Annotated in this window: 15 protein-coding genes; 4 read left to right on the top strand and 11 right to left on the bottom strand. The window is 69.7% G+C overall.

Features of this window, described 5'->3' with window-relative positions:
* Positions 1 to 42: 42 nt before the first annotated feature.
* Both VGL85_RS08805 and VGL85_RS08800 read right to left on the bottom strand, forming a co-directional pair.
* A complete protein-coding gene (locus tag VGL85_RS08805; protein ID WP_331588162.1) occupies positions 43 to 1,317 on the bottom strand; it encodes a hypothetical protein in 1,275 nt (424 codons plus the stop codon).
* A gap of 114 nt (positions 1,318 to 1,431) precedes the next feature.
* Positions 1,432 to 1,959, bottom strand: coding sequence for a gamma carbonic anhydrase family protein (locus tag VGL85_RS08800; RefSeq protein WP_331588160.1), 528 nt, complete (start codon positions 1,957 to 1,959; stop codon positions 1,432 to 1,434).
* Positions 1,960 to 2,298: 339 nt separating this feature from the next.
* On the opposite strand from VGL85_RS08800, the gene VGL85_RS08795 reads away from it, so the two are divergent.
* Positions 2,299 to 3,060 carry a PhoH family protein gene (locus tag VGL85_RS08795; RefSeq protein ID WP_331588158.1) on the top strand — a complete coding sequence of 254 codons (762 nt, stop codon included), beginning with the start codon at positions 2,299 to 2,301 and terminating at the stop codon, positions 3,058 to 3,060.
* An 88-nt stretch (positions 3,061 to 3,148) separates the two neighbouring features.
* Here the strand turns inward: VGL85_RS08795 and VGL85_RS08790 are convergent, their stop codons facing one another.
* Together VGL85_RS08790 and VGL85_RS08785 are read right to left on the bottom strand one after the other, a co-directional pair.
* Entirely contained in the window at positions 3,149 to 4,639 is a 1,491-nt protein-coding gene (locus tag VGL85_RS08790; RefSeq protein WP_331588156.1) for a hypothetical protein, read from the bottom strand.
* Positions 4,640 to 4,653: 14 nt separating this feature from the next.
* Entirely contained in the window at positions 4,654 to 5,121 is a 468-nt protein-coding gene (locus VGL85_RS08785; protein WP_331588154.1) for an SgcJ/EcaC family oxidoreductase, read from the bottom strand.
* A 363-nt stretch (positions 5,122 to 5,484) separates the two neighbouring features.
* On the opposite strand from VGL85_RS08785, the gene VGL85_RS08780 reads away from it, so the two are divergent.
* Positions 5,485 to 5,943, top strand: a complete 459-nt coding sequence (locus tag VGL85_RS08780; RefSeq protein ID WP_331588152.1) for a MarR family winged helix-turn-helix transcriptional regulator — start codon at positions 5,485 to 5,487, stop codon at positions 5,941 to 5,943.
* On the top strand, positions 5,940 to 7,430 hold the full coding sequence (locus VGL85_RS08775) for an MFS transporter (RefSeq protein ID WP_331588151.1): 1,491 nt from the start codon (positions 5,940 to 5,942) through the stop codon (positions 7,428 to 7,430). The genes VGL85_RS08780 and VGL85_RS08775 overlap by 4 nt, the downstream gene beginning before the upstream one ends.
* Before the next feature lie 10 nt (positions 7,431 to 7,440).
* Here VGL85_RS08775 and VGL85_RS08770 read toward each other — a convergent pair whose 3' ends face one another.
* The 3 genes from VGL85_RS08770 to VGL85_RS08760 form a co-directional block, all read right to left on the bottom strand.
* On the bottom strand, positions 7,441 to 9,534 hold the full coding sequence (locus tag VGL85_RS08770; protein WP_331588149.1) for an ATP-binding protein: 2,094 nt from the start codon (positions 9,532 to 9,534) through the stop codon (positions 7,441 to 7,443).
* Positions 9,535 to 9,615: 81 nt separating this feature from the next.
* Positions 9,616 to 9,855, bottom strand: coding sequence for a DUF2188 domain-containing protein (locus tag VGL85_RS08765; RefSeq protein ID WP_331588147.1), 240 nt, complete (start codon positions 9,853 to 9,855; stop codon positions 9,616 to 9,618).
* A 20-nt stretch (positions 9,856 to 9,875) separates the two neighbouring features.
* Complete coding sequence (locus VGL85_RS08760) at positions 9,876 to 11,753, bottom strand: alkyl/aryl-sulfatase (RefSeq protein ID WP_331588145.1); 1,878 nt, start codon at positions 11,751 to 11,753, stop codon at positions 9,876 to 9,878.
* Between the two features lie 120 nt (positions 11,754 to 11,873).
* Here VGL85_RS08760 and VGL85_RS08755 point away from each other — a divergent pair, with 120 nt between their 5' ends.
* Positions 11,874 to 14,558: a M1 family metallopeptidase gene (locus tag VGL85_RS08755; RefSeq protein WP_331588142.1), complete on the top strand. Its 2,685-nt coding sequence runs from the start codon at positions 11,874 to 11,876 to the stop codon at positions 14,556 to 14,558.
* A gap of 23 nt (positions 14,559 to 14,581) precedes the next feature.
* On the opposite strand, the gene VGL85_RS08750 is transcribed toward VGL85_RS08755, so the two are convergent.
* From VGL85_RS08750 to VGL85_RS08735, 4 genes are all read right to left on the bottom strand, one after another.
* Complete coding sequence (locus VGL85_RS08750; RefSeq protein WP_414695208.1) at positions 14,582 to 15,646, bottom strand: sulfate/molybdate ABC transporter ATP-binding protein; 1,065 nt, start codon at positions 15,644 to 15,646, stop codon at positions 14,582 to 14,584.
* 1 nt (position 15,647) lies between these two features.
* Positions 15,648 to 16,502, bottom strand: coding sequence for a sulfate ABC transporter permease subunit CysW (gene cysW, locus VGL85_RS08745; protein WP_331588139.1), 855 nt, complete (start codon positions 16,500 to 16,502; stop codon positions 15,648 to 15,650).
* Positions 16,499 to 17,380 carry a sulfate ABC transporter permease subunit CysT gene (gene cysT, locus VGL85_RS08740; protein WP_331588137.1) on the bottom strand — a complete coding sequence of 294 codons (882 nt, stop codon included), beginning with the start codon at positions 17,378 to 17,380 and terminating at the stop codon, positions 16,499 to 16,501. The genes cysW and cysT overlap by 4 nt, the downstream gene beginning before the upstream one ends.
* Positions 17,377 to 18,256 (bottom strand): sulfate ABC transporter substrate-binding protein (locus VGL85_RS08735; RefSeq protein ID WP_331588134.1); only part of this gene is annotated, 880 nt, incomplete at its 5' end. The genes VGL85_RS08735 and cysT, both read right to left, overlap by 4 nt.

Below are 18,256 nucleotides of genomic sequence, written 5' to 3'. Positions count from 1 at the left end.
GCGCCTGGGCCAGCGCCTTCGTCCGGGCGTTCGCCCTCATCGCTAAGTCGGATCGTGGTCAGCCGGCGCGGGCGGCGGCGCGGCCGTTCCCGGCGGGCAGCGCTTCATCTCGAACCAGCCGACACCAAGCGCGCCGGCATGGCGGACCATGCAGGCGACCGAACCGATCGCGGTGGCGTGATAGAAGCTCGACGCGACTGTGACCGGGCCCGCGGCCTGATCGTCCCATGGGCTGACATAGAGGTTGTAGGTCGGTGTGCGTGACCCGGTGACATTCTTGTCCTGGACGGTCACCGCAAACTGCTTTGCGGGCGAATGATCGAGCCCGGCGTTCACGAAGGCGGCCAGGCCGTACACACAGAATCCCACGGCCAGGAAAGCCATCAGGCCGAAACTCCATCGGCGCGCCGAGGTCGCGCGAAGGACCACGAAAACGGCCGCGGCCAATCCCACCAGCGCCGCCGCCTCGATCAGCGGCCCGCCGCTGAAAAGATTGAAGCTGAGCCCCGCGAAGGCGATCGTCGCGGCCGGAATGAAAGCGCCCCCGACGGCGGGACGCGCCCGGGTCGGCGACACCCAGGTCACCAGTCCGTTCGAGGCCGAAACGGCGAGGGCCGCCAGCGCGATCGGCGCCGCCACGGCGAACAGGGTCACGCCATAGGGCGTCTGGTGAAAATAGACCCACACCGCAAGCGCCGCGCAGGCGACGTTGAAAACCTGTGCCTGGAGCCTGGCGTTGCTCACCCGCTTTGCGCGTTCGGCCTCGGTCGCCCCGTATCGCGGGTCCGACAACACCGCCGACTTGTCGGCGGCCGCCGCCTCGGCCGTCAGGTCGCGAGCCCCGTCGAACCAGCGGCGGACCACCGGGTCGTCGTTCCGCAGGCTTTCCCGCAAGAGGATTCCGCCGACGCCGGGAACGTTGGGAACGACTTCGAACGATGCGCCCCGACGGTCGGAGGCCGCCGCCCTGACCCCCTCGATCTCACTGCGGCCGAGCGTGCGCCATCGGCCGACCACGCGTTTCTCAAGGCGATCCGGATAGAGCCTCAACCACGGGCTTCGGGCGAGCCACAGGCGGTAGCCGCATCCCAGGGCGACGGCGAGGCCTAGGATCGCGATCACCGAGGTTGCGCCCTGGCTTCTGAAACCGACCACCGCCGCTGCGGCCGCGCCCACCAGGACCGCGCCGTAGACGACGACGATCCAAAGCAGATCCACACCCCTGAATCCCACCGCATGGGGCAGGCCCGTGGTATCGGTCAGGACGGTCGGGAATGACCTTCCTGCCGAGTTCATCGGTTCGAACGGTCCACCCATCGCACTCCCCCCGCGGCATCCCCAAGCCAACCTTCGCCTTAAGAGCGCGCGACTCAAGCGTGAAATGGCCATGCTGTCCGGCCGATCCTCCGCCGGGGCGCCGGACCTTGCGGCCTAGATCGCCGCCAGCTCGCGCCGGTAGCGCTTCCAGTTCTCCACATAGTGGGCCGAGCCGCCGGCCAGGACCATCGCCTGCTGGGCGCTGACCTCGCGCACCACCTTGCCCGGCGCGCCCATCACCAGCGAATTGTCGGGAATCTCCTTGCCCTCGGTGATCAGGCAGCCCGCCCCGATCAGGCAGTTCTTCCCGACCTTCGCTCCGTTCAGGATGATCGAGCCGATGCCCACCAGGGAGTTGTCGCCGACCGAACACCCGTGGAGCATGACCATGTGCCCCACCGTCACATTGGCGCCGATCGTCAGTGGCGAGCCCATGTCGGTGTGCAGCACGCTGCCGTCCTGCACGTTGGAGCCCTCGCCGACCGTGATCGCTTCGTTGTCGCCACGCAGGGTCGCACCCCACCAGACGGACGCATTTTTCTTGAGAATCACTCGGCCCATGACGGATGCAGTCGGCGCTATCCAGTATTCGTCATCTTTCGGTAATTCAGGTGTCACATTGCCTAAGTTGTAGACGCTCATCCGCACACCCCGTTTCTTGCGACAATCCGTCCGTTTAAGAATCCGGAAACCAAGCTACGCTCATTCTAGTCGGGCGATTCGAGGGGGCGATAGCCATCTCGGAGTCCGCTGCTGGCCGGCTCATTCGGCCGGTATCTCGCGCTGGACGGAGTTGATGGCGCTGAGCTTGTGGTCACCCCGGGTCTTCGGACCCGGACCGGCATCCCCGGGACAACCCCCCGGAAAGCCCCGCAGCCGCGCACGCCGCCTGCTTCGATTCATCCCCGACCATCCAAGGGCGCTCCAACGCGGAGACGCCCTTTTTTCTTGCCCCCCAATTCCTGGGGACGGAGGCTTTTGATGACCAAGCGAGCCCTGAAGCGACAACTGCGCGAAGGCGCGTTCGACGCCGGCCAGTTCTCCGGGGACGATAAGATCCGCAGGCTCCCAGTCTCCCATGGCTGGTCGCCGCTGGCCTCCAACGACGAACGCGACCAGGGCTACCTGAAGACCATCAAGGCCAAATCGACCGGCCAGCAGCAGCTTCTCGACGCTATCGACGCCAAGAACCTGGTCATGGCGCTGGGCCCGGCCGGCACCGGCAAGACCTACCTGGCCATCGCCAAGGCGGTGGAGGCGCTGGAATCGGGCGCCGTGGGCCGCATCGTGCTGTCGCGCCCGGCCGTCGAGGCCGGCGAGAGCATCGGCTTCCTGCCGGGTGACGCCGAAGACAAGCTCGCGCCCTATCTGCGCCCGCTCTACGACGCGCTCAGCGACCGGCTCTCCATGAAGCGCGTGCGCGCCCTGATGGCCGAGGGCGCCATCGAAATCGCCCCGGTGGGCTTCATGCGCGGCCGCACCCTCAACAACGCCTTCGTGGTGATCGACGAAGCGCAGAACTGCACCTATGTGCAGCTCAAGATGCTGCTGACCCGCCTGGGCTGGCACTCGACCATGGTGGTCACCGGCGACCCCAACCAGTCGGACCTGATCCCCGAACTGTCCGGCCTGTCCCCGGTCTCGGCCAAGCTGGAAGCGGTCGCCAACATCGCCGTCGTGCGCCTGAACGAGCGCGACATCGTCCGCCACCCGCTGGTGGCGGAGATGCTGGGCGTGCTCTGACCTCGGTCGGCCGGCGACTTCGGCTGGAAGGCGTCGCCATAGGGCGGCGACCCCATGGGTGTGGGGCCGTTCGCGCTGCGGCGGCGGCTCATTCCCAGGCGGCGGCGCCTTGCCTCTTCAGCTGTGGAACCACTTGCCCGGCGACCCAGGCTTCCAGGTCCGCGGTGGCGGCGATGTCGCCGCCATAGGCGAATTTCGGCTCGAATGGGCCGATGCGGGGCGGCGCGTCGGGAATGATGGCCGTGAGCAGGGTGGCGGTGGAAAGGCCGGATGGCAGCACCATGTCGCGCACTTCCGAATAGTGGGTGTCGCTGTCCGTCGCCTGGCCCACCTGGATCGCGCCCAGGTCGCGGAAGAACCAGACCGTGTTGATGCAGGACGAGAAGCAGGCCGCATCGGAGAGCACCAGGATCGGCGCCTTCGCCAGTGAGGGCCGACGGCGGCTCACCGGCGGTTTGGCTGGACCGGCGCAGCGCGGCGGGCCGGTCAGGTCGCGTCCGCGAGCCCGGGCGGCGGCGATGTCGGCGACGCCCTTTTCGTATTCCTTCTGCGCGGTCGCGTCCCCGTTCCGCCCGAAGGATCGGGCGGCCCTGGTCAGGAAAGCGGCGTTGCCGGGGGTGACGCGAAACACGCTGGCGCAACCGCCACCTTCGGAACTGGGCCCCAGCACGTCATCGACGAAGCCCTCGCCCATCAGCGCCGTGGCCAGCGCCCGACCATAGGCGTCGTCGCCGCCGCCGTCGCCGCGCAGGTCCACCACCACGAAGGCGGCGTCACGGATCGCCGCGGCTTGGGCCTTCACCGCGTCGATCACCGGCTGGTCCTTGGCGTCGAGCTCTTCCAGCGAAATCCAGTAGCCGCCGCCGGCGACCGGCCGCACGCCGAACCCCGCATGGCCGATGGGCGTCTTCCAGTACTGCTGCCGCAGCGCGGCGTAGCTGATCGGCTTCCACGTCAGGGTCTGTGTCGATTCGACACCGTCCTTCCGCAGCACGCAGGCGGTCGGCCGCTTCAGGAAGGGGTTGCCGTCGTCAACCAGCAGCCAGCCCCCGAACAGCGCTTGCTCGGCTGCGACGGCCGGATTGGCGTGGAAGCGCAGCACATCCTTCGCCAGGTCGGCGACGGGCCGGCTGTCGCAGCTGACGATCTCGGCGCCCGCCAACTCGCGGCCGGTCAGCTTTGGCTCATCGGCGGCCACCACCCAACCGGCGCCACGCCGCGCCGCCACGATCCCCGTCCAATCGACGGTGCGCGGCAGCACGGACATGTAGCTGTTGATGTGGCTGTCCCCCAGGGCGTGGACGAAGCCCGCCAGAGTCGCGGCGTAGCCGGTGAGGGTCGTCACGCGGTCCGCTCGCCCCAGGGCCTCGGCGTGCGCCGCCTCCAAGGCCTCGACGAAGGCGGGGTCGCCGGCTTCGGACGAGGCGCCGGGATGGTCCCGTTTGAGGAGTTGGTAGTGCGCCTCCAGGTCGATGCGGGTGAGCGTCCGCCACGCCTGGGCGCCGTCGGCAGCCGGATCCGCGCCGGCGGGCGCGGCGAGAAGGGCGGCGAAGGCCGCGGCCAGGAAGCTTTTCCGCATGGCTTGAACCCCCGCTAGAACACCAGATTGCGAATGATCGCCCAGCGGCCGTCCGCGCCCCGCTTCCAGACGGTGAGATAAGGCCCGTCGCTGGTCGTCCGCTTGCCCGCCTTGTCGAGCGTCGTGGCGCCGCCGTGACCCCATTCGTAGATCAGGCCGTCGCGCGCCAGCGTCATGCCGTCGTGGTGGATGCCGCCGCCCAGCACCTGACCCACGTTCGCCATCCTCTGCCGATAGAAGTCGATGATCGCCTTGCGGCCCACGATCTCGCGCCCGTCGGACAGGACGAACACGCCATCCTCGGCGTAGGGCGCGGCGAGCGCGCGCGCATCCCTGGCCCGCATGGCGCCGATCCAGTCGGCGTTGGCCTTGTCGATGGCCGGCTTGGCTGCGGCAAGATCGTTGGGCGCGGCCAACGCCGGCGGCACAGTGAGAGCCAGCGCCGCCGCGCCCAACAGGCTGGGGAAGATGCGCGTACGCATGCGGGCCGGACCCTATGCCGATCGCCGGGCCCGTGGCTTCGATCGCGACCGAAGCGTTGGCCCCTGCGACAAACGGTCGTGAACGCGAGTTAACTTGCCTTGAAACGGCGCGCACGCGGATATTAGGGCCAGGGAGAGAGACCATGCCGCAAGCCCGCACCCGCGCCGTCGTCGCGCGCAAGACCGCCCTGGCGCCCCTGGCCTGGAGCGCCACCGCGCTCCTGTCGCTGGTGCTGCTGCTGATCGCGCGGTTCTAGGCCGGCCCCTTCCGCCCTTCGCCCTGCTCGTCGGGCGCCGCGCTTGATCGCCTTTCCGCGACTCCGTATAGATAGTTCGACAACCTAACTATATGGCTTGGCTTGCATGCCCTCGGTCGCCGCCGAAACCGACATCGCGCCCGACGACGAGCTTGGCCTCGCTGAACTGCTGCGCGCGCCCCTGCTTCGTGTCTCGCGCAAGCTACGCCAGGCCGGACTGAAGGCCGGGCTGTCGCCGCAGGAGACCCTGATCCTCGGCTACCTGAAGAAGAACCCCGGCGCCGGGGTCTCGGAGCTCGCCGACTTCGAGCAGATCTCGCGCCCCACCATGTCCAGCCATGTGAAGCGGCTGGAGGCCGCCGGCTGGATCGCGCGGGCCGGCCACGCCGAGGACGGCCGCCGCCAGGGGCTCACCGTCACCCCGACCGGCCTGCGCCAGCACGCCGCCGCCCAACGGCACCGCAACGACTGGCTGGCCGCGCGCCTGGCGCGGCTTTCGCCGCAGGAACGCGCCCGCCTCGCCGAGGCCGCCGGCCCGCTCCTCAAGCTTACGAGTGAGCCATGAGTACGCGCGCCGAAGAAGTCCTCGTCGAGGATGTGGTCGACGAGCCCGGCGCCGACGCCGCCGCCATCCTCAACGAAGGCAAAGACGCGACCCTGCGCGGCTGGGTGATCCCGGCGATCATCGGCTCGGCGCTGCTGATGCAGACGCTGAACGCCACCTCGATCAACAACGCCCTGCCCGCCATGGCCCGGGCGATGCATGTCGAGCCTCTGCGGCTCAACCTCGCCATCACCATGTACCTGCTGGCGTCCGCGGTGTTCCTGCCGATCTCCGGCTGGATGGCCGACCGCTTCGGGGCCAAGAAGATCTTCATGGTGGCGATGGTCAGCTATGCCCTGGCCTCGGCCGCCTGCGGCTTCGCCAATTCGCTGGGCGAACTCGTCGTCTTCCGCCTGATGCAGGGCTGCGCCGGCGCCATGATGGGGCCGGTTGGTCGCCTCGTGCTGCTGCGCACCACGCCGAAGAGCGAGCTGGTGGGCGCCATGTCGGTGGTGACCATGCCGGCGCTGCTGGGCCCCGTGGTCGGGCCTGTTCTGGGCGGCGCCATCGTGACGTTCGTCTCCTGGCGCTGGATCTTCTTCCTGAACCTGCCGATCGCCGCGGCGGGCCTCTTCCTGGTCCGCGCCTTCGTGCCCAATGTGAAGGAGCAGGACGTTTCGCCCATCGATTGGCCGGGCATTTTCCTGACCGGTTTCGGCCTCGCCGGACTGATCTTCGGCTTCGAGAACCTGGGCCGCAACGTCATGCCGCCCTTGGCGGTGGCCGGCCTGTTCGGCGGCGGCTTCGCCTGCCTCGGCCTCTACTGGGCCCATGCGCGGCGGAACCCGCACGCGATCATCGACCTGTCGATCTTCCGCATCCCGACCTACCGGGCCTCGGTGCTGGGCGGGGCCTTCTTCCGCCTGGTGCCGGGCGCGACCCCTTTCCTGCTGGCCATGCTGCTGCAGGTGGGGTTCGGCATGACCGCCTTCGCCGCCGGCCTGATGACCTTCATCTCCGCGGTGGGCGCCCTGGTGATGAAGACCACCGCCCCGCCGATCCTGCGCCGCTTCGGCTTCCGCACCGTGCTGGCGGTGAACGGGGTGATCTGTTCGGCGAGCTTCATGGTCTACGCCCTGTTCCGGATCGACACCCCGCACTGGCTGATCATGATCGCGCTCGCGGTCGGCGGCTTCTTCCGCTCCCTGCAGTTCACCAGCCTGAACGGCATGGCCTACGCCGACCTGGAGCAGGCGCAGATGAGCCGCGGCACCACCACCGCGTCGATGGCCCAGCAATTCATGCAGTCGGTGAGCATCGGCCTGGCCGCGTCGCTGCTGCATTTCCTGATGCAGTCGCGCGGCGAGACGCACCTGACCGGCCCGACCGTCGCCCCGGCCTTCGCCATCTTCGGCGCCGCCACCCTGGTCTCGCTGTTCTGGTTCCTCCGCCTGCCCGCCGACGCCGGCGACGAGATGAATAACCGCGGGGCCAAGGCCCCCGCCTAGAAGCAGTTCCTTAGGGGGTCGCCGCCGGCTGGGCCGCTTTGCTGAGCGCCTGCTGCATGGCCGCGATCAGCGCCTCCATCTGGATCGGCTTGGCGACGAAGCCGTTCATGCCCGCGGCCAGGTAGCTGTCGATCTGATGACGCATGACATTGGCCGACAGCGCCAGGATCGGTGTGGGCGCCCGGCCCTCAGCCCGTTCCTGGGCGCGGATCGCCAGGGTGGCGTCGACGCCGTTCAACCCGGGCATCTGCACGTCCATCAGGATCAGGTCGAAGCGCTCCTTGGAGACCTGCTCGAGCGCCTCGCGGCCGTCGCCGACCAGGCGCAGGTCCACGCCCAGCGGCTGCAGCATGGCCAGCAGCAACGCCTGGTTCACCCGGTTGTCCTCGGCGGCCAGCACCTTCAGCGCGCCGAGCTTCGCTGAACCGGCGGCCACGGGCTCGATCATGCCGGGCGTCTCCACCCGTTGCAGCGGCAGTTCGGCGGCGAAGGTCGAGCCCTGCCCTTCGACGCTCTCCACGCCGATCGTCCCGCCCATCAGCTGGACCAGCTCGCGTGAGATCGCCAGGCCCAGGCCGCTGCCGCCGAACCGACGCGTGGCGGTGGGATCGACCTGGCTGAACCGCTGGAACAGACGCTCCACCTCGGCCGCCGGAATGCCGACGCCGGTGTCGGAGACGGCGATGCGCATCCCCGCCTCGGTGCGGGCCACGGTCACCAGCACCTCGCCGGCGCTGGTGAACTTGACGGCATTGGACACCAGGTTGCCCACCACCTGGCGCACCTTGCCCGCGTCGCCCAGCCAGAAGCCCCGCACCTGCGGGTCGATCTCCAGCTTGAACCGGACCTTCTTGCGCGTCGCCGCCTCGGCGAAGGCCTGGGTGGTCCCGCGCACCGCCGCCGCCAGGTCGAACGGCGCCGTCGCCAGCTCCATCCGCCCCGCCTCGATCTTCGACAGGTCCAGCACGTCGTTCAGCAGGCTGAGCAGGGTCTGGCCGCTGTTCTTGATGATCTCCACCCGCTCGTGCGCCGCCTTCGGCAGGTGGCTGATCGCCAGCACCTGGGCCATGCCCAGGATGCCGTTCAGCGGTGTGCGGATCTCGTGGCTCATGTTGGCCAGGAACTGCGACTTGGCGACGTTGGCGGCCTCGGCGCGGTCGCGCGCGGCCTCCAGCTCGGCCAGCGCCTGGGCGTGGGCGCGCTCATAGGCGTCGAGTTCGCGCGTCACCCGGAACATCTGGCGCACCAGCACGATCATCACCACGGCGAAGGCCGCGAAGCCCAGGCTGAGCGCCGGGGCGGCGGCGCGGACGGCGGCCATGCCCGGATGCAGCGGAGTCCATTGGACGAAACCGACCGGGCGGCCGTTCGGGTCGTTGAGCGGCACCGACGCCAGCGCCTTCGTCGCCTCGACGATCCGGGGCTTGTTGACCCGCATCCGCTCCAGGGACGCCAGGATCCGCCCGTCCAGCACCTCGCCGGCGACGACCATCGACGACGGCCCGGGGCGCAGCGGCGTGGACGGGTGCGAGGGCGTCACCGTGGAGACCCCGACCAGGTATCGCACTCTGCCGGAGCGGACGATGCCCATGGCCGTCGCCGGACGGTTGGGGTCGCGGTGCGGGTCAGCGATGAACGCCCGCTCCTGGGCCCGCGCCCTGGCGATCAGCGGCGCGACATCGGCCAGGAACTGCGCCTCGCCGGCGACGCCGACCTCATGGTTGTCCTGCCAGGCGAAGAAGGCCTTATCTGCGTCGTCCAGCGCAATGCTGCGCTCGAACGGCCGGTTCTTGGTCATGTAGGCGCCGACTTCCGCCTGCAGCCACTTCGGATCGCCGCCGGGCCGGATGTTGAGATAAGCCTGGTCCCACACCGTCACGGTGGTGGTGTCGTTGTCGGCGCGCGCGACGACGCGGTCGATCATGTTGGCGATCAGGAACCGGTCCTCACGGACCTTCAGGTCGTTGAGCAGCCCGGAGCCCGCCGTCAGCAGCCCGCCCACGCCGATCAGCACCACCGCCACCAGGGCGAGGCTCAGCAGCACCAGCCGCCGCACCGCGGCGTGGCTTCGGCGGTCGATCTGGCTCAGGGCATGGTCCGACATGTTTCGATCGAACCGCCTCCCGGACAACGAAAGGTAAAGGCGGAAGTAACTATAGCACCGCGGCGCGCTCCGCCCCGAGGATCAGCCCTCCACCTCGGTCCAGGGCCGGTCGCGGCCGTCGGCCAGTTCCTCGCGCCACTGGCCGTTCGCGTCCTCGTAGACGATGCCGTGGGTGTCGCCGGCGACCCGCTGTTCGCCGGCCGCCCGGCGCGCCGCCGCCTTGGCCTTGTCGTGGCTGGCGAAGGTTTCCGAGAAGGTCCCCCCGGCCCTGTAGGCCCAGCCGCCGTCGTGCTGGACGATCTTGTAGACGACATGGCTCATCGGTCTCTCCTCAGCCGCGCTTAAGGCGCGACAATCTCGAACCAGAAATCGAAACGGTCGAGAAGCGGCAAGAGGCGCGCGAGCTCCGCGGCGCCGTCGCCCGAAACGTTGCCCTCGGCCAGCGCCGCCTCCAGCGTCGTCTCGCCGATCACCAGGCCGATCAGCGCCGGCCGCGTCAGGACGACCTGCGGGCCGCCATCGCCGTCACCGGCAACCGCGCGATGATGCAGCACCGCGTTCTCGACGCTGAGCGCGAATCGCTCGCCGGCGTCGGTGAACGCCACGGTGAAGGCGATGTCGCCCGCCACCCCGGCCTTTTCCCCGTTCAGCCGGACCGCCAGGCTCTCTAGCAGGGCGTCCGCCGGCAGGGCTCTGAGCTGTCCCGCCGCCCCCTGCCGCGGCTGGTCGGCCTTGGGCCGCGGATTGCGCAGCTCCTGCGCGCCGGTCAGGTAGAAGGCCCGCCATGGCCCGCTCTCGGCCTGATAGCCCATCTGCTCCAGGGCGTCGGCCTGCAGCGCGCGCGCCTCGGCGTTGTCCGGCTGGGCGAACACCAGGTGGTTCACCAGCTCGGCCACCCAGCGGTACTCGCCGCGCCCGAACGCCGCGCGCGCCATCTCCAGCAGCGCCTCCGGCCCGCCCGCCACCTCGACGTAGCGCTTGCCGGCGTCCTCGGGCGGCAGCTTGTGCAGGTTGGCCGGATTGCCGTCGAACCAGCCCAGATAGCGCTGGTAGACCGCCTTGGCGTTGTGGTTCAGCGTCCCATAGTAGCCGCGCGTATGCCACTCGGCCGCCAGGCTGGGCGGCAGGGCGATCCGCTCGGCGATCTCCACCGGCGTCAGGCCATGGTTGGCGAGCCTGAGCGTCTGGTCGTGGATGTATTTGTAGAGGTCGCGCTGCTGGCGCAGGAACCGGCGCGCCTCGCCCGAGCCCCAGCGCGGCCAGTGATGGCTGGCGAACAGGACGTCGCTGTCGCGCGCGAACATCCGCTCGGCTTCGTCGATGTAGTGGCTCCAGGCCCGCGCATCGCGCACCTGCGCGCCGCGCGGCGTGTAGAGGTTGTGCAGCTGGCAGGTGCAATTCTCGGCCATGCACAGCGCCTTGAACTGCGGGAAGTAGAAGTTCATCTCCGCTGGCGCCTCGGTGTCCGGCGTCACCTGGAAGACGATCTCCACCCCGTCCAGCGTCAGCCGCTCGCCCGTCTCCTGGATCGAGATGGTGTTGGGCACCAGGCTGACCGAGCCCGCAGAGACGGTCTTGCCGAGCCCCGCGTCCACATGGCCCTTGGCGTCGCGCGGCAGCAGCGCGCCGTACATGTAGGTGGCGCGGCGGCCCATGGCGTTGCCGGCCAGCACGTTCTCGCTTACCGCCTCGCGCAGGAATCCCTCGGGAGCGACGATCGGCAGGCCGGCGTCGATCTCCGCCTGGCTGATCACGCCCCGCACCCCGCCGTAGTGGTCCACGTGGCTATGGGTGTAGATCACCGCGGTCACCGGCTTGTCGCCGCGATGCTCGCGCATCAGCTTGAGCGCCGCCGCCGCCGGCTGGGCCGAGATCAGCGGGTCGATGACCACATAGCCGGTCTCGCCCTCGATGAAGGTGATGTTGGACAGGTCGAAGCCGCGGACCTGGTAGACGCCCGGGGTCACTTCGAAGAGGCCGTGCTGCAGGTTGAGCCTGGCCTGCCGCCAGAGGCCGGGGTTCACGGTGTCGGGCCGCGCCTCGTTCAGGAAGGCGAACGGCTTCTGGCTCCAGGCGCCCGCGACCTCGGCGCCCGGGATCGTGCCCAGGAAGCCCTTGGTGGCGTTGGCCATGTCCTCGCCGGTTTCGGCCGGCAGGGCGGCCGCCAGCCGCTGCTGCGCCGCCTTCGTCGCCGCCGTGGCGTCTTTGCGTTGATCCAATTCGGGTCTCCTCCCGGACGCAGGCTTAGCATGCGCACGCGGTTGCAAAAGCGCTTGGTCGCGCTATGCCCGGTTGCCTAAGGTCGACGCAATTTCTCTCCGGTTCTGGACCGTCAGCTTATGAAATTCATCCCCGTTCTCGTCGCCGCCCTGCTGGCGCTGGCCGCTCCTGCCGTCGCCGCGACGCCAGCCGCCAAGCCGCAGTTCGTCCAGCCGAAGCCGTTCCCGCCGCACGTGGCCCTGCCGAAGGACGTGGTTCCGGAACGGTACGACATCCTGATCAGGCCTGACGCCGCGCACCTGAAGTTTTCCGGCCAGGAGAAGATCCGGCTGACGGTCAAGTCGACCACCGACCGCATCGTGCTGAACGCCGCCGATATCACCTTCGACAAGGTGACCTTGCAGGACCTGAAGCGAGCTCCCGGCGAAGGCCCGGAGGAGACCGCGAAGGTCACCCTCGACAGGGACCAGCAGACCGCCACCTTCAGCGTCGGCCACAGGCTGGCGGCCGGCCAATATGTGCTCTCGATCGCCTACACCGGCGTCATCTACGAGCAGACCTCGGGCCTCTTCGCCCTCGACTACACCGGCGAGGACGGCAAGAAGCAGCGGGCGATCTTCACCCAGTTCGAGAACTCCGACGCCCGGCGCTTCATCCCCTGCTGGGACGAGCCGGGGGTGAAGGCGGTCTATGCGCTCAAGGTGACGGCGCCTGAAGGCATGATGCCGGTCTCGAACATGCCGGTGGCCAAGCAGATGACCGATACGGATCAAAGCGATGGGCACGGTCACTTCAACATCAACCTGCAGACGACCACCTTCGAGCCCACCCCCAAGATGAGCTCCTACCTGCTGTTCTTCGCCCTCGGCGACTTCGAGCGCATCCACAAGCAGGTGGGCAAGACCGACGTCGGGGTGATCGTGCGCAAGGGCAAGGCCGCCCAGGCCCGGTTCGCCCTCGACGCCGCGGCCGAGATCCTGCCCTGGTACAACGACTACTTCGGCGTGCCCTACCCGCTGCCCAAGCTCGACTTCATCGCCGGCCCCGGCCAGAGCCAGGTCTTCTCGGCCATGGAGAACTGGGGGGCGATCTACTACTTCGACTACGCCCTGCTGATCGACCCGAAGCTGTCCACCGAGCAGGACAAGCAGAACGTCTACGTCGATATCGCCCACGAAATGGCCCACCAGTGGGTCGGCGACCTGGTGACCATGGCCTGGTGGGACGACCTGTGGCTCAACGAGGGCTTCGCCTCCTGGATGGAGAACAAGACCACCGACCACTTCCATCCGGAGTGGAAGATCTGGCTGCAGACCAAGGGCGGCGAACAGGCGGCCATGCGCACCGACTCACGCAACGGCGCCCACCCGGTGATCACCCCGATCAAGGACGTCTTCGCCGCCGCCAACGCCTTCGACAACATCACCTATCAGAAGGGCCACGCGGTCATCCGCATGCTGGAGACCTATGTGGGGCCGGACGTCTTCCGCCAGGGCGTGCGCAACTACATCGCCCACCACGCCTACGGCAACACGGTCACCGACGACCTCTGGCGCGAGATCGATGCGGTCAGCCCCAAGAAGATCGCCGGCATCGCCCACGACTTCACCCTGCAGGCCGGGGCGCCGCTGATCTCGGCGTCGGAGGCGGGCGGCAAGCTCACCCTGACCCAGGGCCGGTTCGGGGCCGACGCGGCCTCCAAAGCGCCGCGGGCCTGGCGCACGCCGGTGGCGGTCACCGGCGCCGGCGCGCCGTGGAACACCCTGGTCAGCGCCGGCGCGCCGGCCGCCCGGGCCGTCCCGGCCGACGCCGCGCCGCTCGTCAACGCCGGCCAGGTCGGCTACTTCCGCAGCCGCTATTCGCCGGCCCTGGAGACCCGCATCGTCGCGGCCTTCCCGGGCCTCGCGCCGGAAGACCAGCTCGGCCTGATCTACGACAGCCGCGCGCTCGGCGAGGCCGGCTATGCGCCACTCACCGACTTCATGGAAGTCGCCCGCAAGGCGCGCGACGCCCAGGACCCGGTCGTGCTGAGGGCCTTCGTGAACCAGCTCGACGCGATGGATGACAACTACAAGGGCCTGCCCGGCCGCACGGCCTTCCGCGCCTTCGCCCGCGCCCAGCTCGCCCCGGCCTTCGCGCGCGTCGGCTGGGACCCCAGGCCCGGCGAGTCCGACAACACCGCCCTCCTGCGCCGCAGCCTGCTGAACACGCTGGGCAAGTTCGACGACCCGGGCGTGGTGGCCGAGGCGCGCAAGCGATTCGCGGGCCTGGTCGCCAACCCCGACAGCCTGCACGGCGCGGCGCGTCTGACGGTGCTGTCGATCGTCGCCAGCCACGCCGACGCGGCGACCTGGGAGACGCTGCACGCCATGGCCCAGGCTTCGAAGGAGAGCACCGACCGCAGCCGCCTCTATGGCTACCTGGGCTACAGCGAGGACCCGGCGCTGGCCGACAAGGCGCTGGCGCTGGCGCTCACCAAGGAGCCGCCGCCGACCGATGCGCCGATCCTGATCTCGCGGGTTTCCGAGACGTTCCCGGACAAGGCCTTTGACTTCGTCATGGCGCATCGCGCGCAGGTCGAGGCCCTGGTCGAACCCACCAGCCGCACCATCTATTTCGCGCGCCTGGCGGGCGGCTCGGTGAGCCCGGACGTCGTCGGCAAGCTCAAGGCCTACGCCCAGACCGTGCCGGCCTCGGCGCGGCCGGCGGTCACCCGCACCCTGGCGACCATCGCGTTCCGCCAGGACATCATCAAGAACCGCCTGCCGCAGGTCGACCGCTGGCTGGCGGCCCATCCGGGCTAGGGCCGGGAGCCCCGGCACGACGGCTAGGCGGCGGGGAACACTTGCGGCCTGAGCGGCTTGACCCGCACAGCCAGGCCCGGCGCCACGCCGCCCGGCAGCGCCGGCCCACGCGCCAGGAACTCGAACAGCCGGCCCTCGATCAGGCACTCCACGCGTGCGTCGGCCCCGCGCAGCACGACGGCCTTGACCTCGCCGGCCAGGCCCGCCCCGTCCAGCGGCGCGAACATCACCTCGTCGGGACGGAAGAACACCTCCACGCGCCCGCTCGCGGCGTCCCTCGGGGCCCGGGTCTCCCAGTCGGCGACGGTCAGCCGGCCATCCGCCACCGCGCCCGGCAGGCGGCAGGCGGCGCCCAGGAAATCGTAGACGAAAGGGTCGGCGGGCGCTTCGTAGACCTCGTTCGGAGTCCCGAGCTGGATCAGCCGCCCGTCCTTCAGGATCGCCACCCGGTCGGCCAGGTCCAGCGCCTCCTCCTGGTCGTGGGTCACGAACACCGTGGTCACGCCCGCCCGGTCGTGCAGCTCGCGCAGCCAGCGGCGCAGGTCGCGGCGCACCTGGGCGTCCAGCGCCCCGAACGGCTCGTCCAGCAGCAGCATGCGCGGCTCGATGGCCAGCGCCCGGGCCAGCGCCACCCGCTGCCGCTGGCCGCCGGAAAGCTGGCTCGGGAAGCGCTTCCCCAGATCCTCGAGCTGCACCAGCTTCAGCAGATCGGCCACCCGGTCCGCCGTCTCCGACTTCGCCGGCCGCTCGCGCCGGGGCCGCACCGTCAGCCCGAAGGCGACGTTCTGCGCCACGGTCATGTGGCGGAACAGGGCGTAGTGCTGGAACACCATGCCGACCCGCCGGCGGCGTATCGGGATCGAAAGAAAATCCTCGCCGCCGAAGCGCACCTGGCCGGCGTCGGGCTGCTCCAGCCCAGCCAGCACCCGCAGCAGCGTCGTCTTGCCGGAACCCGAGGGGCCCAGCAGGGCCAGGAACTCCTTGTCGCGCGCCTGCAGCGAGACATCGTTCAGCGCCGGAAAGCGCCCGAATCTCTTGGAAATATTGCGGATGTCCAGCGACAAGCCGTCGGTCGCGCCCGCCTTCACCTCAGGAACGCCGGTTGGCTGAAAGCTCGCCGTAATGCCGCCATTCGAGGCCGGTCTTGAGGACCAGGGTGACGAGCCCGAGCGAGGCCAGGAGCGAAGCCGCCGCGAAGGCGCCGACGAAGTCGTAGTCATTGTAGAGCACCTCGACATGGAGCGGGAGTGTGGTGGTCAGGCCGCGGATGTGGCCGCTGACCACCGAGACGGCGCCGAATTCGCCCATCGCGCGGGCATTGCACAGAAGGACGCCGTAGAGCAGCGCCCAGCGGATGTTCGGCAGCGTGATGCGGACGAAGGTGGTGAAGCCGCCCGCGCCCAAGGTCAGGGCCGCGGCCTCCTCGTCCGAGCCCTGGTCCTGCATCAGTGGGATCAGCTCGCGCGCGACGAAAGGGAAGGTCACCAGAATGGTCGCCAGCACCAGGCCGGTGGTGGCGAAGACGATCCTGATGTCGTGGTCGGCCAGGACCGCGCCGAACCAGCCCTGGGCGCCGAACAGCAGCACCCAGACCAGGCCCGAGACCACCGGCGACATGGAGAACGGCAGGTCGATCAGGGTCAGCAGCGCGCCCTTGCCCCGGAACTCGAACCTGGCGACACACCAGGCCGCAGCGACCCCGAACACCGCGTTCAGCGGGACGGAGATCGCCGCCACCGTCAGCGTCAGCTTCACCGCCGAGATCGCGTCGGGGTCGGAGATCGCCGCCAGGTATTTCGGCAGCCCCTTGGCGAAGGCGTCGCCGAACACCACGACCAGCGGCAGCAGCACCAGGGCGGCCATCACGGCGGCCGAGGCCAGCACCAGCAGCGGCGCCGCGCCCGGCAGGCGGGTGTCACGAAGCAGGCGGGCGGCGGCGGTCATGCGCGGCCTCGCCTGGCCAGCCACAGCTGCAAGGCGTTGATCGCCACCAGCGAGCCGAACGAGACCGCCACCATGGCCAGGCCCACGGCCGCGGCCCCGGCGTAGTCGTACTGCTCCAGCTTGATGACGATCAGCAGCGGCGCGATCTCGGTCTTTCCCGGCAGGTTGCCGGCGATGAACACCACCGAGCCGTACTCACCCACCGCCCGGGCGAAGGCCAGGCTGACGCCGCTGACCAGGGCCGGCGCCAGCGCCGGGAGGATCACCCGCACCGCCCGCTGGAAGGCGTTGGCGCCCAGCGTCGTGGCCGCCTCCTCCACCTCGGCGTCCAGGTCCTGCAGCACCGGCTGCAGGGCGCGCACCACGAACGGCAGGCCGATGAACACCAGGGCGATGAAGATGCCGAGCGGCGAATAGGCGGTCTTGATCCCGACGTGCGCCGCAATGCGTCCCAGCGGCCCGGTCGGCGCATAGATCGCGGTGAGCGCGATCCCCGCCACCGCCGTCGGCAGGGCGAACGGCAGGTCCACCAGGGCGTCGAGGATGCGCCGGCCGAGGAACCGGTAGCGGGTCAGCGTCCAGGCGATCAGCAGGCCGAGCGGCGCGTTCAGCAGCGCAGCCAAGGCCGAAAGCCCGAAGCTCAGCCGGAACGCCGCGGCGACCCGGGGCGAAGCCAGTTCACGCCAGACGCCCGACAGCCCCAGCGCCCAGGGCCGTAGCGCCAGCGCGATCAGCGGCAGGACGACGATCGCCCCCAGATAGGCCAGGGTGATCCCCATCGACAGCCCGAACCCGGGCAGGATGGAGCGGACCACCCAGGGCCGCCGGGTCTTCGATGCCGCCTTCGCCGGCGCGGCCGGAGTCGCCGCGGCCGTCATGCTGGCCGGTAGATCTGGTCGAACAGAGCGCCCTCGGCGAAGTGGGCGGCCGTGGCCTTCTTCCAGCCGCCGAACGCCTGGTCGACGGTCACCAGCGGGATCGGCTTGAACGCGGCCGCGTACTTCGCCGCCGCCTTCGCCTCGCGCGGCCGGTAGTGGCGCCTGCCGATGATGTCCTGGGCCAGCGGGCTGTAGAGGAAGTTCAGGTAGCCGGTGGCGACCAGCCGGGTCTTGTGACGATCGACGTTGCGGTCCAGCAGCGCAACCGGCGGCTCGGCCAGGATCGAGCTGGACGGATAGACGATCTCGAAGCGGGGCCCGAACGCCTCGAGGGTCAGGAAGGCCTCGTTCTCCCAGGAGAGCAGCACGTCGCCGATGTTGCGCTGGGCGAAGGTGGTGGTCGCGTCGCGCGCGCCGGCCCCCAGCACCGGCACGTTCCTGAACAGCTTGGCCATGTAGCCCTTCGCCGGCCCGGGCCCGCCGAGCCGGGTCCCGTAGTTGTAGGCCGCCAGATAGGCCCAGCGGGCGCCGCCAGAGGTCTTCGGGTTCGGCGTGATCACGCCCACGCCCGGCTTCACAAGGTCGCCCCAGTCGCGGATCGCCTTGGGGTTCCCCTTGCGCACCAGGAAGACGATCGTCGAGGCGTAGGGCGTCGAGTTGTTCGGCAGCCGGCTCTGCCAGTTGGGCGGCAGCAGCCTGGCGCGGGCGGCGATCTCGTCGATGTCGCCGGCCAGGGCCAGGGTCACCACGTCGGCCGGCAGGCCCTCGATCACCGCGCGGGCCTGTTTGCCCGAGCCACCGTGGCTCTGCTTGATGTCGACCGCCTGGCCGGTGCGGCCCTTCCACCAGCCAGCGAAGGCGGCGTTGATGTCCTTG

The organism is Phenylobacterium sp. (assembly GCF_036501465.1).
Lineage (GTDB): Bacteria > Pseudomonadota > Alphaproteobacteria > Caulobacterales > Caulobacteraceae > Phenylobacterium.
This window is presented reverse-complemented; position numbering and strand designations above follow the sequence as displayed.